Consider the following 15,110-nt stretch of genomic DNA (forward strand, 5'->3'; position numbering starts at 1 on the left):
TAAACTCATGGCGATAGACCGACGCGGACAAGAAGAATATGGCCGCCCCGTCAGACGCGTTCTGATCGGGGTTTTGGTCGTGGTTTTACTGGCCATTTTCGGGCTGTGGCGTATTGATAACCCTCGGGTGGAGCGGTTTCGCTCCGCCATGGTCGATAAAATCGTGCCATCCTTTGACTGGGCGCTTGTTCCGGTCACGCGGGTGAGCCGGATGGTTGATGATTTTCAGAGTTACGCCCGCATTTATGAGCAAAACCAAGAGCTGCGCCGTGAGTTGCAAAGCATGAAGTCATGGCGTGAAGCCGCTATTCAACTGGAGCAAGAAAACGCCCGACTGTTGGACCTCAATAAGGTGCGGCTGAATGCGCAGCTGACATATGTGACGGGGGTGGTGCTGACGGATAATGGCTCTCCGTTCCGGCGGTCTGTCTTGTTGAATGTTGGCGCGCGGGATGGTGTTCGCGATGGCTGGGCGACGATGGATGGGCTAGGTTTGGTTGGCCGTATCGCGGGGGTTGGCGACAAGACATCGCGGGTGATCTTGTTGACGGACACCAATAGCCGAGTGCCGGTTAGCATTCAGCCATCGGGGCAAAAGGCGCTGCTTGTGGGCGATAACACCCTCGCGCCGCCGATTGATATCGTGGAGAATATTGAGGATGTGCGCCCCGGTGACAGGGTGGTGACCTCGGGCGATGGCAAGGTGTTCCCGAGCGACATCCTGATTGGCCAGATTGTGAAGGGACCGGATCGGCGCTTACGTGTTAAGCTCTCGGCAGATTACGGGCGGCTGGAATTTTTACGAGTGTTGCGCACGCCTCACTCGGGGCAAATAAACACCACAGGGGCGCTTATTTCTGCGGATGAGGTGTCCGGCGGGGCTGGTAGTGCGACTGAAGCGTCAGGTGGCAACGATGGTTGACCCGATAACATGGCGCCGCTTCTGGTACAGATGTCTGTTTTTTCTGGTCTGCAGTTTGGTGATTTTCGGCTCTCTTTTGCCGCTCAGCACTGTGCCGGAGAGCGTGCCGGGGCCGGACCTTGTGTTTTGTCTGACGGCTGCGTTCTTGATGCGCCGCCCCCGATGGGCGCCGGTCGTGCTGATCGTGTTTATCCACTTGCTATCTGATATCTTATTTTTGCGCCCGCTGGGATTGTGGACTGCAATCTCATTGGTGGCCTACGAATTTTTGCGCGCGCAAACCAATGCGACCAACGAGCTTCCTGTGCCATTGGAGGTCGCCTTTGTGACGGGTGCTTTTGCCGCCGCGACTGTGGTGAACGGGCTTTTCCATCTTGTTTTTGCGATTTCGCACCCGGGTATTGGCGTTACTTTCCTGCATATTTTGACGACAGCGGTTGCTTATCCTTTTGTTGTCGCGCTGGCACATTTTGTGCTGCGCGTCAGGCGAGCAAGGGCCAGCGAGCTGGACAGCACGGGGGTGATCGGATGAGGCGCTCACCCAAGGATACTGAGGAAAGCGCTACGGTTATTGGGCGGCGCGGCCTGATTTTGGGCGGTGGCATGACTGCGATGGCGGTGGTGCTGGGCGCGCGGATGCGCCACCTTCAGGTTGACCAAGCGGACCAGTTCCGCCTGTTGGCGGAAGAGAACCGGATCAATATCCGGCTGCTGCCACCGGCGCGCGGGCAAATGTTTGACCGCAACGGCTTGTTGCTGGCCGGTAATGAGCAAAACTACCGCATCACCATGGTGCGCGATGAGGTTGATGACCCAGACCAAGTGTTGCGTGATTTAGCCCAGCTTATCCCAATGAGTGAAGAGGACATGGAGCGCGCGCGTGAGCAGCTTCGTAAACGCTCGCGGTTGGTGCCAGTAACCATTGCGGACCGCCTGTCATGGGAAGACCTATCGCAAGTGGCCGTGAACGCGCCGGCATTGCCGGGGATTACGCCAGAGGTCGGGTTGAGCCGTACCTACCCAAGGGGCGCGGATTATGCGCATATTGTGGGCTATGTCGGGCCGGTGAGCGATTATGACCTTAGCCGGATCGACGACAAAGACCCGTTGTTGCAAATTCCGAAGTTTCAGATTGGCAAAACCGGGGCAGAGAATAAGCTAGAGCGTAAGTTGCGTGGTAAGGCAGGCAACAAGCGCGTCGAGGTGAACGCCATTGGCCGTGTCATGCGCGAGTTGGGCCGTGACGAGAGCCAGAAGGGTGCCAATATTCAGCTGACTATCGACACGCGGTTGCAAAACTTCGTGCAGGCACGGCTTGCGGGTGAAAGTGCGGCGGCCGTTGTTATAGACGTGGAGACCGGTGATTTGGTGTCGATAGGCTCGGCACCTGCGTTTGATCCGAACCTGTTCGTGCGTGGAATTTCGGTGAAAGACTATGCTGGGTTGACCGAAAATGAATACCGCCCACTGGCTAATAAGGCGGTCCAAGGCACCTATCCTCCCGGCTCTACCTTTAAAATGGTGACCGCATTGGCGGCGTTGGAGGCCGGGGAGATAACGCCGGACGATACGATCACATGCAAAGGGTATACCGAGCTAGCAAGCCGGAGATTCCACTGCTGGAAGCGCGGCGGGCATGGGCGGATGAACTTGCGCAATTCGCTCAAACAGTCGTGTGACGTCTACTATTATGAGTTGGCCCAGCGGGTCGGAATTAAGAGAATATCGGCGATGGCACGTCGTTTAGGGCTGGGGCAGCGACATGCGGTTCCGATGTCTGCGGTGGCAAGTGGATTGATGCCGACCAAAGCGTGGAAAAAGAAAAATCGCGATAAAGACTGGGTGATCGGCGACAGCTTGAATGCAGCGATCGGGCAGGGCTTCGTGCTGGCCTCGCCGTTGCAATTGGCCGTGATGACTGCGCGTATCGCGACGGGGCGTGCGGTGGAGCCGAGGCTGGTGAAAACCATTGACGGGGTTGAAACGCCGTCCGGTACGGGTGAGCCGTTGGGGCTGAGTGACGAGATCATGCGACAGGTACGTGGTGGCATGTTCGCGGTCGCAAATGAGGGCGGCGGCACCGGGGCTGGGACGCGCATTGTCGATAAATCCATGCGGATGGCAGGCAAGACCGGAACCAGTCAGGTGCGCAATATCTCCAAGGCGGAGCGTGCGCGTGGTGTGACCCGAAATTCTGACTTGCCGTGGGAGCGCCGTGACCACGCGCTCTATGTTGGTTTCGCGCCCTATGATAACCCGAAGTATGCGGTGGCGGTGGTGGTCGAGCATGGAGGGGGTGGCTCGGTTGCGGCGGCACCTATTGCGCGTGATATTATTTTGGCAGCGCAGTCTGGTGGTATGCCTCCACTGTCGGCCTATCCCAGTTCTCAGCGTGGGCGCATCCGCTCATCACTTAACAAATTGCAAATCTGGGACTTGTCAGAGCCGAAGCCCCCGGAGCCTAAGACATGAGTTATCTCGAATATAACGTCAAATCGGTGCCGTCGGGCTTGTCCAAATTGTTGCATGTGAATTGGCCAGTGGTGATCTTGCTGACAGCTATCGCGAGTATCGGCTTTTTGATGCTTTATTCGGTCGCTGGCGGCTCGATGTTGCCGTGGGCTGAACCGCAGATGAAACGCTTTGGTGTGGGGCTTGTCTTGATGCTTAGTGTGGCCATGATTCCGGTCTGGTTCTTGCGCAACATCGCCGGGGTTGCCTATGCGGTTTCGGTGCTGCTTTTGCTGGGTGTTGAGTTCTTTGGCACAGTTGGCATGGGCGCGCAGCGTTGGATTGACCTAGGGTTTATGCGCCTGCAACCTTCCGAGTTGACCAAGATAACGCTGATTATGTTTCTGGCGACCTATTACGACTGGCTTGATATTAAAAAGACGTCGCGCCCGCTTTGGGTCTTGGCTCCGGTTCTGATTATCGCGGTGCCGGTCCTTCTGACACTGCGCCAGCCGGATTTAGGCACGGCGCTTTTGCTGATTTTCGGTGGCGGCGGGGTCATGTTTCTGGCGGGCGTCCACTGGGCCTATTTCGCGGCGGTGATCGGGGCCGCAGGTGGGCTGGTCGCGGCGGTGTTCGAGAGCCGCGGCACCGGTTGGCAGTTGCTCAAGGACTACCAATACCGCCGGATTGATACGTTTATTGACCCGGCGTCCGACCCTTTGGGGGCGGGCTATCACATCACCCAATCCAAGATTGCACTGGGGTCGGGCGGCTGGACGGGCAGGGGCTATATGCAAGGCACCCAGTCTCGCTTGAATTTCCTGCCCGAGAAACACACTGACTTTATCTTCACGACCTTGGCAGAAGAATTTGGCTTTATTGGCGGCATATCTCTGCTCGGCCTCTATATTCTTGTGCTGGTCTTTTGTGTGACCTCGGCGCTGGGCAACAAAGACCGGTTTTCTTCTTTGTTGATCTTGGGTGTCGGGTTGACCTTCTTTTTGTTCTTCGCGGTGAACATGTCCATGGTCATGGGGCTGGCCCCTGTGGTCGGGGTGCCGTTGCCTATGGTTAGCTACGGCGGCTCCGCGATGATTGTTTTGATGCTGGCATTTGGACTGATGCAAAGCGCGCATGTCCACAGACCGAGGTAATTTTCATGGTGAACGTGCTATTCTCCGCCAAGCCTACGCGTTGGGCGGAATATGAGAGGCCCTTGAAGGCTGCATTGTCGGAGGCTGGGATTGACGGTGCCCTCAGTACTGATTTTCCGCCTGAGGATGTCGACTACATTGTCTATGCCCCCAACGGGCCAGTGACTGATTTCATCCCCTTTACCCGCCTCAAGGCGGTTCTGAGCCTTTGGGCCGGTGTCGAAACTATGGTTGATAATCCAACGCTTAAGGTGCCGTTGTGCCGGATGGTGGACCACGGGTTGACGGAGAGCATGGTCGAATGGGTCACGGGCCATGTGTTGCGCCAGCATTTAGGAATGGACTATTTCATTCACCACCAAGATGGCATTTGGCGCCCAGAGCAGACTGCCCCCTTGGCGCGTGACCGTAAGGTTTGTGTGCTGGGGCTGGGGGCGTTGGGGGCGGCGTGTGCGCAAGCTATGGCGGCGCTGAACTTCAAGGTGCATGGCTGGGCGCGCAGCTCTAAGGACATCCCGAACGTGATTTGCCACCATGGCGATGCTGGGATATCCGAGGCCCTGCGTGACGCGGATATGGTCGTTCTGTTGTTGCCAGATACAGCCGCGACCGAGAATGTTTTGAACGCCGAGCGTATGGCGTTGTTGGCGCGCGGGGCGGCCATTGTGAACCCGGGACGCGGCCCGTTGATTGATGATGACGCCTTGTTGGCAGCATTGGATAGCGGGCAGTTGGGGCATGCCACTTTGGATGTGTTCCGGGTGGAGCCGCTGCCGCAAGAGCACCCGTTTTGGACGCATCCCAAGGTGACTGTGACACCACATATCGCGGCCGAGACCAAGGCGGTAACAGCCTCGCAGGTGATTGCCCAGAACATCGTAAATGGTGAGGCGGGGCAGCCGTTCATTCATGTTGTTGACCGTGCTGCCGGATACTAGATTTTATAGCAGTTTTGGCGGCTTGGCCGGGTCGCTGCCCGGCGCAGGGCGCTCTGTTAGTTCAACGGGTTGAATCGGCTGCGGCAGGTCGAAGCGCAGCGCGTGGGCGTTTAATGCACCAACAATCGGGTGGGCGGCGTCAAAGAAGGCCACATCTAATGCACCCGCTTCGATGTTAGAAAAAACCAAGGCTTCATTCGCGGCTTGGGCCAGTGCGCTCTCGGCGGCGGGGTCTGCGCCGATAAACGCCAATATGTGCGAACGCTGCCCGCTGGCATAGGTCACGCTGGCTAGATAGGCGCATTGGGCAAGACCTGCTGCGGTGGCTAGTTTCGTGTCGATGGCGGCTATAAGGCTGTCGGGCAGACCTTTGGGGGATGCAATCTGTGTCGGTGTGTCGCTGGTCTCGTCTGGCGTGTGGGACAGGGTTTCATGCAACCAATCCATGGCCGAGGGGGGGATCAAGATGGAGGATGGAGCAACCCCGAGGTTCAACCCAAGGCCAAGGCTTTGGCCTGCCACCATCTGTGCCAATGTACGCCCGGACAGTGCCACGTAAGGGGCCACGTATGCGTCGGGGCCTTGTGCAAACTCGGATAGGCGGTCTTCACGGTCAAACGCCAGAATATATGAGGTGCCCTCGACTTCGAACTCTTGAGGTGTGATTTGGTCACCTTTCGGCTCACCTTCCAGCAACAAGAACAACTCTATGTCGCCCATGCGCTCGTAGAACCGCAGGCGCAGCGCGTCATCGTCCGGGGAGGCTTCCATTGCGGCGTGGGCCTGATCCAGCGGGGTTGTCATTGGGCGAGTACCTCCCTCACGCGAGTTTTCAAGACGGGCAGCAGCTCGGCCTGAAACCACGGGTTTTGTTTGATCCATCCGGTATTGCGCCATGACGGGTGCGGCAAGGGAATAATGGAGGACGCATAGTCGCGCCAGTGCTCGACGGTTTGGGTGACGCTACCGGTTTTCGGGCCGAGGTGGTGTTTTTGGGCATAGCCACCGACAAGTAAAGTCAGGCGAATGTTGGGCAGCAAGGCGAGAACCTGATCGTGCCATGTCTTCGCGCAAATGGAGGGCGGAGGAAGGTCCGAGCCTGTGGCGTTATACCCCGGAAAGCAAAAAGCCATGGGCAGAATTGCGATGGTCGCGCGGTCGTAGAACGCTGCTTTGCCTATGCCCATCCAGTCACGTAGCCGGTCGCCGGAAGGATCGGTAAATGGCTTGCCACTTTCGTGCACACGGGCGCCGGGGGCTTGGCCGGCAATGAGAATACGGGCGGGTGGCTCGAACCAGATGGTCGGGCGGGGCGCATGGGCGGTGCGGGTTTTAGCAAATTGGTCGGTGCAAATTGAGCAGGCGGCAATGTCGCGTTGAAGGGTGGTGATCGGCATGGCGCAATCATAGCTGCGTAGAAAGAGATTGCTATTGTTTTATGTTTCTATAAATATAGAACTATGAAAGCATTTACTGATCCCGCCCTGTCCCTTGTGGAAGCCGCTAGCGCCTATGCCGCCCTTGGCTCCGAGCAACGCCTGTCTTTGCTGCGCACTTTAACGCGCGCGGGGGAGCAAGGCATGAGCATCGGCGCGCTTGGGACCGCCACCTGTCTGAGCGGGGCGAACCTGACGCATCATTTGAAAATTCTGGCGCAGGCGGGGTTGATCCAGCAAACGCGCCAAGGGCGATCGACCATTTGTGCCATGGCCGATTACGCCACCTTCAAGCGGCTCAATGATTTCTTGCTGGCAGAATGCTGCGCGGACCTTGAAGGGGGCCATGAGCATGGCTGATCTTTCGCAACCTGTTAATCCGACTATTTGGGCCAGGCTGTCCAAAGTCTGGCTGTTCTCGCTCGCGGTGCTGGCTCTTGTGGGTATCTTGGACCCAAGCCAGTTCGGCCCGACCCTTGCAGAGACCTTCACCTCGTTCGGGCATACGGCTATTTTTATTGGCTTCGCGGTGCTTGCGATCGGCTACTTGCGCGCAACGGGGGCGGAGGCCGTGGTGGCCGAGGCATTCAAAGGCCGCGAGACGCGCATGATATTCCTTGCCGCCGCGCTGGGCGGTATTGCCCCGTTTTGCTCGTGCGAGGTTATTCCCTTCATTGCCGCCTTGCTGGCCGCTGGTACGCCTCTGTCGGCGGTCATGGCGTTCTGGCTGGCTTCCCCGTTGATGGACCCCGCGATGTTTCTCATCACCTCGGGCACGTTGGGCTTTGACTTTGCCGTTGCAAAAACTGTTGCTGCCATCGGGCTGGGATTGTTCGGGGGATTTAGCGTCATGGTCATGGCGCGCACGGCAATGTTCGCCAACCCGTTGCGTGAGGCGGCTGCCGGGGGGTGCGGGTGCGGCTCACCATTTAAAGGCAAGCCGGTGTGGACGTTTTGGAGTGATCCCGCTCGCATTGAGGCGTTCAGGTCGGCCGTCTGGGAAAATGCGCTATTCCTCGCCAAGTGGCTGTTTCTTGCCTACCTACTAGAGAGCTTGATGAAGGCCTATGTGCCCGCCGAGTTGGTGGCATCGGTTCTGGGCGGCACGGGCGTCGGGCCTGTGGTGCTAGGGGCTTTGGTCGGCGGACCTGCCTACCTGAATGGCTATGCGGCGGTGCCTTTGGTTGATGCCCTGCTCACGCAAGGGATGAGCAACGGGGCGGCGATGTCGTTCATGCTGGCGGGCGGCGTCAGTTGTATTCCGGCGGCGATTGCGGTTTGGGCACTGGTCAAGCCACGGATATTTGTGGCCTATCTTGGCTTCGCCTTCATTGGCAGCGTCTCGGCGGGCCTAATTTGGAACCTGATCGCGTGATTTGATTGCCCCCCGGCGTGGAATCCTTTACTCCCAACGGAAAGATCAAGATCAGGGAACCGGTATGTATCGCGTCTGGAATTTCGTCACTAACTACTCGCTTCTGCTAATAATTGGCGCGATTATCGCGCTGTTCTGGGCGAACACCGACCCGCATGGGTATCACCACTTTGTTGAGCACCCTTTGTGGTTCAACGACCTGATCGGGCTGGATTACTCCCATTGGGCGCAGTCCTATGGCCATGGCTATGAAAAATATGAGGTCGGTGACGTCACCAAAGTGCTGAGCCTGCACTACCTCGTCAATGATTTGCTGATGGCGTTCTTCTTCGCGATTGCGGCCAAGGAAGTCTGGGAAGCGGTGATCTTGAAGAACGGCTCCCTGCGCGGCAAAAAGGCGGCAACGCCCTTGTTCGCAACGGCGGGCGGCATGTTTGGCCCGATTGCTGTCTACCTTGGCTTGGCCTATTTCATGGGGTCCGAGACCTATAATGCAGTGGCCAACGGCTGGGCTATCCCAACCGCAACGGACATTGCGTTTAGCTATCTTGTAGGCCGCATGGTGTTCGGCGCTGGCCACCCGGCAGTGCGTTTCTTGTTGTTGCTGGCCATCGCAGATGATGCGGCTGGCTTGGTGATTTTGGCCATTTTCTACCCCTCAAGCGAATTGGCGCCAGAGTGGTTGCTGCTCTCTGCTGCTGCTGCGATTGGGGTTTATTTCCTAGCCAACTGGCTGCCGCGCAAACTTGATCAGGGCAAACAAAACCGCCCGGTATCAAGCTTCGTGCGCAAGAAACTGCACTTTGTACCTTACCTGATTGCGGCTTGCCTGAGCTGGTATGGCTTTGCGGAAAGCGGGTTGCATCCTGCGTTAGGTTTGCTGCCGATTGTGCCGACAATTCCACATGCGGATCGCGCCTTTGGCTTCTTCTCCGAGGCCGAGCAGTATCTCACCGACCTTCTCAATCAGTTTGAACATGCGCTGAAACACCCGGTTGAGATCGTGTTGTTCTTCTTCGGGTTGCTAAATGCCGGGGTGGAGTTCAACTCTATTGGCTCTGCGACCTGGCTGGTTTTGGCCGGGCTGATAATCGGCAAACCTTTGGGTATTCTTATCTTTGGCTGGATCGCAGCCCGCCCCTTGGGGTTAGGGTTGCCGCAGGGTATGCGGATCGTTGACTTGGTGGTCATCGGGTGTGTGGCTGCAATTGGGTTTACTGTCTCACTGTTTGTGGCATCCGTCGCGTTTGACGCGGGGCCTGTGCAAGACGCGGCCAAGATGGGCGCGTTGTTCTCCTTTGCGGCGGCGGGTATTTCGATCGTTGTTGGTAAATTGTGTCGTGTTGAGAAACAAAACGGCTGATTTCACCCTTTGAAACTGTGATTGTTTCGCAAGACAGCGCAATAAACTGCGCTGTCTTGCCTGATTCATGGCTTATTTACCGAAATAGCGTTGATATGTGGGGTGCCTGTCCGACATAATGCGGCCTTAAAGGGTGCCTAGAATGTATCCAACGACCCGCAGCCAATATGCGGGCTAACCGAGGCAAGGGGAAATCCCCGCGATGATTGAGTTCAGAGACGTCAGTAAGTCCTTTTGGACTGGCACGCAGCGCAAGGTGATCCTTGATCGCGCCTCGTTTCGCGTGGAGTTGGGCAATTCCATTGGCATCCTCGCGCCTAATGGGGCGGGCAAGACAACAATTATTAACATGATGGCAGGTCTAGAGAAGCCGGATGAGGGCGAGATCGTGCGGACCTCGCGTATCTCTTTCCCGCTGGGCTTCATGGGCGGCGTGGTGCCTAAGCACACGGCCCGTGAAAATTGCCGCTACATTGCGCGGCTCTACTCGCTGGACCCCGACTATATCGAGGCGTTCTGCCGCTACCTGTGCGGGCTGGAGGAATACTTCGACATGCCGGTGGGGACGTATTCCCAAGGCATGAAGGCGCGGTTCACCTTCGCGCTTATGTTGGCGTTGGAATTTGACATCTACCTCATCGACGAGGGGATGCCTGCGACGACAGATGTCGAGTTTAACCGCAAGGCGGGCTCCATCCTGAAAGACCGATTAAAAAAGGCCACGGTGATTGTGGTGTCCCATCAGGCGGAAACGCTGGAAAAATTCTGTCGCTCCGCGGCTGTCCTGAGCAAGGGCAAGTTCGTGATGTTCGATACTTTAGAAGAAGCGAAGCATCTGTATGACTACGAAACCCAAAGCTAAAAAGTATCGCATACGGCGCAGCGAAAGCGCGACGCCTGCTGAGCGCCCTGCGGCTTCTGCTCCGCCTGCGGCAACCGCAAAAGCTGCGGAACCCGATGGGGTTAAGGCGGCAATTTCCGGGATTTTGCAGCCAGAGCAAATGATGTTTGGAACGCCTGCTGATGATGGGTTTGGGGAGCAATCCTTTGTGCAAGAGGGCGACGGGGCGCCGAATGCAGCGCAGCCAGAAGCCGCGGCAGCGAGCAAGCCACAAAGCCCTGCCGAAGTTATTGATGGTATTCGCCGCGAGGGCCTAACTGGCCGTCAGTTGCGTATGGCACGGCGGGTGGCGCAAAAGCAGGGCCTTGCTCCGGTGTCAGATTATGATGCTGTGCGTTTGCTGCGCGAAAAGGGGATAGACCCATTCAAGCGCTCCAATATGCTGGAGCTGGTTGTGCCCGAAAAGGGCGGCGCGGATATGGTGGATAGTGGCGCGCCTGTTAAGACGCAACTCCCGTCGACGGTTGCTGTCCAGCCTTCGCTGCCGTCCACGGAAGTGGTCACCGAGGACAACCGTGCTACTGAAATCATGGCTATCCAGCGCGACATTGCCAAGCGCCGCCGCCGCCGTGCGACGTTGCTTGCAATTCGGATGATGGTGTTCGTTTTACTGCCAACCTTTGTGGCGGGATACTATTACTATGCGGTAGCCACGCCAATGTACGCCACCAAATCCGAGTTCGTCATTCAAACGTCCGAGGCTTCATCAGCCGGGTCATTGGGTGGGCTGTTTTCCGGCACCGGGCTTGCGACATCGCAAGATAGCATCACTGTGCAGGGTTACTTGCAATCGCGCGAGGCGATGATTCGTCTTGACGAAGACGCGGGCTTCAAGGCCCATTTTTCAGATCCAGATGTTGATGCACTTCAACGGATTGAGGCAGATAGTTCAAATGAAGCCGCGTACTCGTTGTTCCAAAATTACGTAAAAATTGGCTATGATCCGACCGAGGGTGTCATCAAGCTGGAAGTCAGTGCGGCTTCCCCTGCTACATCTGAGCGGTTCTCTCGCCAGTTGATTGGATATGCCGAAGAACGTGTCGATCAGTTGACGTCGCGGTTGCGCGGAGATCAGATGTCGGGTGCGCAGCAAAGCCGTAAAGATGCCGAAACCAAAATGCGCGCAGCTCAAAATCGCATTGTGGAGCTTCAAGAACGCCTCGGTGTTCTCAGTCCTGAAAGTGAAGTGCAGGCAATTTTTGGTCAAATTACGCAGCTTGAAAGCCAGCTGCTAACGGAGCGGATTTCGCTGCAGCAATTTCTTGCTAACCCGCGTCCGAATAAGGCCAAAGTAAATGCGGCAAAAAACAAGATTACAGAGCTGCAAAAGCTGATTGCTGAATACCGTGCACTACTAACTAAGAGCAATGCCAACACAGGATCTTTGGCGCGCATCTCGGGTGAACTTTTGGTCGCGCGTGGTGATCTCGCTATGCGTCAGGAATTCCTTGCCGCTGCTGAGGCGCAATTCGAGACCGCCCGCCTTGAGGCCACTCGTCAGGTGCGTTATCTGTCGGTAGGCGTTAGCCCTGTGGCCCCAGATGAGCCCACGTATCCACGCTCTTTTGAGAATACTCTTTTGGCGTTCTTGATCTTTGCAGGCATATATTTGATGGTCTCTCTGACTGCTTCAATCCTTCGCGAACAGGTATAAAACCCATGAAAACCATCCGTATCGGCGCCCTTGAGTGCAGCAATGATTTGCCCCTGACCTTGATTGCCGGCCCTTGCCAGCTTGAAAGTCTCGATCATGCTTTGATGATCGCCGAGGCTATGGCAAAAGCCTGTACTGAGGCGGGTGCGGGCTATGTGTTTAAAGCCAGTTATGACAAGGCCAACCGCACCTCTCTGGGCGGAAAACGCGGCTTGGGCATTGAAGAAGGCCTGCGCGTTATGTCCGAGGTGCGTGCGCAAATTGGCTGCCCTACGCTTACTGATGTGCATGCGCCCGAACAGTGCCAAGCGGTGTCCGAGGCCGTCGATGTCATGCAAATCCCCGCCTTTTTGTGTCGCCAAACTGATCTTTTGATTGCCGCGGGTAAAACTGGTGCGGTGGTTAATATCAAAAAGGGTCAGTTTTTGGCACCTTGGGATATGCCCAATGTAATCTCCAAAGTGGAAAGCACGGGCAATGAAAACATACTCCTGACCGAGCGCGGGGCCTCCTTTGGGTATAACGCGCTGGTTGCTGATTTTCGTTCGTTGCCGACTATGGCAAAAACTGGCTATCCGGTGATTATGGATGCGACCCATTCAGTGCAACAACCCGGTGGGCAGGGTGGCTCAACAGGCGGGCAGCGTGAATTTGCCCCCGTTATGGCGCGCGCAGCCGTTTCACTTGGCATTGCAGGGGTGTTTATTGAGACCCATGAGGACCCTGATACGGCCCCTTCTGACGGCCCGAACATGATCCCGTTGCACCAAATGCCAGCGCTGATCCAAAGCTTAATGGCATTTGATGTTTTGGCTAAAAATGACCCTTGTCGGGTCTAGTCTTCATTATGGACCTTAAGGCGCAAGCTTAACAAACCTGCCCCGCAGCCCATCCAGATGACCACGCCCACTGAAAGTTGTAGCCACCAAGCCAGCCGGTCACATCAACAACCTCACCGATGAAATACAGGCCAGGCGTTTGGCACGCCTGCATGGTTTTGGCATCCAACGCATCCGTGTCGACGCCGCCCAACGTGACTTCAGCGGTGCGGTAGCCTTCTGACCCCACAGGTTTAATCTGCCAGTGGTGGACCCTATCAGCTAAGACTTGCAATGCAGCGTTGTTTTGATCTGCTAAGGTCCCCTTCATAGCGGTCTCGGCCACGATCAAGGCTGCCAGCTTTTCCGGTATGATCCGCGCCAGTGCATTTTTGATAGAAATCCGGCCAACATCGGCCCGAAGGGCCTTCAATGCGGCATTCACATCTTGCGTCGCAGCCAGATTGACCTCCAACGTGTCACCCTCACGCCAGTAGGATGAAATCTGTAGCACCGATGGTCCTGACAGCCCGCGGTGGGTGAACAGCAACCCCTCATCAAAGCTGGCTTTGCCACAACTGACTCGCGCTTGCACAGAGGTGCCAGCTAGAGGTTTCGTTCGCGCCAATTCTTGTTCGGCAAAGGTCAGCGGGACCAATGCGGGGCGCGTTTCAACCAGCGGTAGGCCAAACTGCTCTGCAACATGATACCCGAACCCTGTTGCCCCCATTTTGGGTATGGATTTGCCGCCACATGCGATCACAAGACTCTCGCAGTGCAAGAGCCCATCCGAGGTCGCAACCCGAAACTGGTCGCCACGTTTACTCACCTCATGAACTGACAGCCCTAGCTTCATCTTAACGCCAGCGTCCGACATATGCCCCAGCAGCATTGCAATAATATCCTTCGCGGACCGGTCGCAAAAAAGCTGGCCTAGGGTTTTCTCATGCCAAGGAATTCCAGCCGCATCGACCATGCCAATGAAGTCCCACTGGGTATAACGCTTGAGGGCAGACAAGGCGAAGCGCTGATTTTGCGACAAAAACCGATCCGGCTGAATATCAAGGTTGGTAAAATTGCAGCGCCCGCCACCAGAAATGCGGATTTTCTCGCCAGCCGCTTTCGCGTGATCGAGAACTAAAACCGAGCGCCCGCGCCGCGCGGATTCGATTGCACACATCATGCCCGCAGCGCCTGCGCCGATAATTATGATCTGAGCATCCATAAGGATGGGCTTAAACCCGTCCAAATTTACAAACAAGACGTGATTTTAGGGTTGCAGCATGGATCAGGTCGCATTAGATCAGCACTCGGTATTGGGATGTGGCCTAGCGGTAGGGCACCTGTTTTTGGTACAGTAGATCGTAGGTTCGAATCCTACCATCCCAGCCAACCTCTTCGACATGTGCCGCCCAGCGTGAAACCCAACTTATGTCAGGTAAGAGGGCGACTTCGCGAACTTGTTTCGGTTTTTGGCCTTTCGAGTGGCATAGGGTGCCTGTTCGCTAGTTTCTGATAAATGACCTAGCATAGGCGAAGTGAAAGCTCACTGACGATCCATATGTTTGCAGAAATTTTGCTACGACTGACGGGAACTCAACTCATCTGACTAGGCCGCTAGACAGAACCGGAATGTGCGAGATCAAGCAAATTCAGTGCGGTGGTGTTTATGCATTCACTGTCGGATTGCTTCTAACCCAATTTGATCCCGACTCCAGACTTCGATCCCCGTTCAATAAATGCACCAGCATCACAAAAATCATTTGTGTTGGAGTTAGTCGCTCGCAAAAGCAGCCCGAGCCCTCCGGTGCCCCAATGAATGTCATGCGACACGACAACGATCTGATAAGGTCACACTGGCGCACATCAAGGAACAGTCGCGTCTTAGCCGTGGCAGCTATGGTAGGCCGCCATGGCTGAGGAATTGAAAGAGATCGGCCTAGATATTGGTCAACGTCGCGTGGGCCGCTTGATGTGCCAGAACGGCATACTGGTCATCAGAACGCGCAACCGCATGAAACGTGACCTTGCGATCCGTGCGTTGAAGGCGGCCATAGCCTTCCGGGCACCAACTTTGCGATAACACGGCTCTCCA

General features: G+C 56.3%; 14 protein-coding genes, 1 tRNA gene and 1 pseudogene. 13 read left to right on the forward strand and 3 right to left on the reverse strand.

The features are described 5' to 3' along the window. The first annotated feature begins 7 nt into the window (after positions 1–7). From mreC to AC3Y7R_RS11325, 5 genes are read left to right on the forward strand one after another with little or no spacing between them, the layout of a single operon-like run. Positions 8–922 (forward strand): rod shape-determining protein MreC, encoded by a 915-nt coding sequence (gene mreC, locus AC3Y7R_RS11305; protein ID WP_490042153.1) that lies wholly within the window; start codon positions 8–10, stop codon positions 920–922. Continuing rightward, on the forward strand, positions 915–1,454 hold the full coding sequence (locus AC3Y7R_RS11310; RefSeq protein ID WP_490042154.1) for a hypothetical protein: 540 nt from the start codon (positions 915–917) through the stop codon (positions 1,452–1,454). Before mreC ends, AC3Y7R_RS11310 begins: the two co-directional genes overlap by 8 nt. Then, complete coding sequence (gene mrdA, locus AC3Y7R_RS11315; protein WP_490042155.1) at positions 1,451–3,394, forward strand: penicillin-binding protein 2; 1,944 nt, start codon at positions 1,451–1,453, stop codon at positions 3,392–3,394. The genes AC3Y7R_RS11310 and mrdA overlap by 4 nt, the downstream gene beginning before the upstream one ends. Further along, a complete protein-coding gene (gene rodA / locus AC3Y7R_RS11320; protein WP_490042156.1) occupies positions 3,391–4,530 on the forward strand; it encodes a rod shape-determining protein RodA in 1,140 nt (379 codons plus the stop codon). The genes mrdA and rodA overlap by 4 nt, the downstream gene beginning before the upstream one ends. A gap of 5 nt (positions 4,531–4,535) precedes the next feature. After that, complete coding sequence (locus AC3Y7R_RS11325) at positions 4,536–5,468, forward strand: 2-hydroxyacid dehydrogenase (RefSeq protein WP_490042157.1); 933 nt, start codon at positions 4,536–4,538, stop codon at positions 5,466–5,468. 3 nt (positions 5,469–5,471) lie between these two features. Here AC3Y7R_RS11325 and AC3Y7R_RS11330 read toward each other — a convergent pair whose 3' ends face one another. Both AC3Y7R_RS11330 and AC3Y7R_RS11335 read right to left on the reverse strand, forming a co-directional pair. After that, entirely contained in the window at positions 5,472–6,272 is an 801-nt protein-coding gene (locus AC3Y7R_RS11330; RefSeq protein WP_490042158.1) for an SseB family protein, read from the reverse strand. Then, positions 6,269–6,865 (reverse strand): uracil-DNA glycosylase family protein, encoded by a 597-nt coding sequence (locus AC3Y7R_RS11335; protein ID WP_490042159.1) that lies wholly within the window; start codon positions 6,863–6,865, stop codon positions 6,269–6,271. The genes AC3Y7R_RS11330 and AC3Y7R_RS11335 overlap by 4 nt, the downstream gene beginning before the upstream one ends. A gap of 63 nt (positions 6,866–6,928) precedes the next feature. Between AC3Y7R_RS11335 and AC3Y7R_RS11340 the strand changes: the two genes are divergently transcribed. The 6 genes from AC3Y7R_RS11340 to kdsA all read left to right on the forward strand — a co-directional run bounded on the left by AC3Y7R_RS11340 (position 6,929) and on the right by kdsA (position 13,036). Further along, complete coding sequence (locus AC3Y7R_RS11340) at positions 6,929–7,264, forward strand: ArsR/SmtB family transcription factor (protein ID WP_490042160.1); 336 nt, start codon at positions 6,929–6,931, stop codon at positions 7,262–7,264. Further along, complete coding sequence (locus AC3Y7R_RS11345) at positions 7,257–8,279, forward strand: permease (RefSeq protein ID WP_490042161.1); 1,023 nt, start codon at positions 7,257–7,259, stop codon at positions 8,277–8,279. The genes AC3Y7R_RS11340 and AC3Y7R_RS11345 overlap by 8 nt, the downstream gene beginning before the upstream one ends. A 64-nt stretch (positions 8,280–8,343) precedes the next feature. After that, positions 8,344–9,642, forward strand: a complete 1,299-nt coding sequence (locus tag AC3Y7R_RS11350; protein ID WP_490042162.1) for a Na+/H+ antiporter NhaA — start codon at positions 8,344–8,346, stop codon at positions 9,640–9,642. A gap of 202 nt (positions 9,643–9,844) precedes the next feature. After that, positions 9,845–10,504, forward strand: a complete 660-nt coding sequence (locus AC3Y7R_RS11355) for an ABC transporter ATP-binding protein (protein ID WP_490042163.1) — start codon at positions 9,845–9,847, stop codon at positions 10,502–10,504. Next, entirely contained in the window at positions 10,482–12,197 is a 1,716-nt protein-coding gene (locus AC3Y7R_RS11360; RefSeq protein WP_490042164.1) for a KpsE/RkpR family capsule polysaccharide export protein, read from the forward strand. Before AC3Y7R_RS11355 ends, AC3Y7R_RS11360 begins: the two co-directional genes overlap by 23 nt. A 5-nt stretch (positions 12,198–12,202) precedes the next feature. Continuing rightward, a complete protein-coding gene (gene kdsA / locus AC3Y7R_RS11365) occupies positions 12,203–13,036 on the forward strand; it encodes a 3-deoxy-8-phosphooctulonate synthase (protein WP_490042165.1) in 834 nt (277 codons plus the stop codon). A gap of 28 nt (positions 13,037–13,064) precedes the next feature. Here kdsA and AC3Y7R_RS11370 read toward each other — a convergent pair whose 3' ends face one another. After that, positions 13,065–14,240, reverse strand: coding sequence for a BaiN/RdsA family NAD(P)/FAD-dependent oxidoreductase (locus tag AC3Y7R_RS11370; protein ID WP_490042166.1), 1,176 nt, complete (start codon positions 14,238–14,240; stop codon positions 13,065–13,067). 92 nt (positions 14,241–14,332) lie between these two features. Here AC3Y7R_RS11370 and AC3Y7R_RS11375 point away from each other — a divergent pair. Together AC3Y7R_RS11375 and AC3Y7R_RS11380 are read left to right on the forward strand one after the other, a co-directional pair. Then, positions 14,333–14,407: transfer RNA gene (locus tag AC3Y7R_RS11375), tRNA-Gln, on the forward strand. Positions 14,408–14,805: 398 nt separating this feature from the next. Further along, a pseudogene (locus tag AC3Y7R_RS11380) lies at positions 14,806–15,086 on the forward strand (IS3 family transposase); the annotation flags it as partial. Positions 15,087–15,110: the final 24 nt, after the last annotated feature.

Source organism: Litoreibacter sp., from assembly GCF_058136045.1.